The 589-nt window shown below is 40.6% G+C and carries 1 rRNA gene; it reads left to right on the top strand.

From position 1 onward, the window contains the following. Window positions 1–463: 463 nt before the first annotated feature. Window positions 464–589: ribosomal RNA gene (locus DS745_RS24245) — 23S ribosomal RNA — on the top strand; the annotation flags it as partial.

The following is a 589-nucleotide window of genomic DNA, read 5'->3' as shown; positions in this document are numbered from 1 at the left end:
GGAAGGTGCGGCTGGATCACCTCCTTTCTATGGAGTTAAAACTCTAGTCGATGCTTTTCTTAGGAAAAGTACGCTGACGCTGTGTTTCAGTTTTGAGAGAATGATCTCTCTAAAAGCAATTATGAATTGTCAATTTTGAATTATGAATTATTAAAAGCGTCTCAGAGAAGCCTTCAACCAATTCAAAATTCATAATTATCCAATTCACAATTGATTTCGTTCCTTGAAAACTAGATAACAACTAACACATTTAAGTTTTACCGGAAAGTTTGTAAAAGCTTTTGAGTAAACTTGAGTAGTCAAGAATTCAATTCGACGTTAAACCTTTATAACAAAGGTTTTTCAAAAGAAGCAAGCAGTTCGAGGAAGCAAAGTGGCGAGGAGCGGAGTGTACATTTAAGGGTACATGAGCACCGCAGACACGAAGCTGACGAAGAAATGCGCCGCTTATTTTGAAAAAACAGGTTAAGTTAGAAAGGGCGCACGGTGGATGCCTTGGCACTAGGAGCCGAAGAAGGACGTGACGAACAACGATATGCCTCGGGGAGCTGTAAGTAAGCTTTGATCCGGGGATTTCCGAATGGGGGAA

The organism is Anaerobacillus alkaliphilus, assembly GCF_004116265.1.
GTDB classification, from domain to species: Bacteria; Bacillota; Bacilli; order Bacillales; family Anaerobacillaceae; genus Anaerobacillus; species Anaerobacillus alkaliphilus.
The sequence above is the reverse complement of the archived record's forward strand: the minus strand, read 5'-3'. Positions and strand labels throughout refer to the sequence as shown.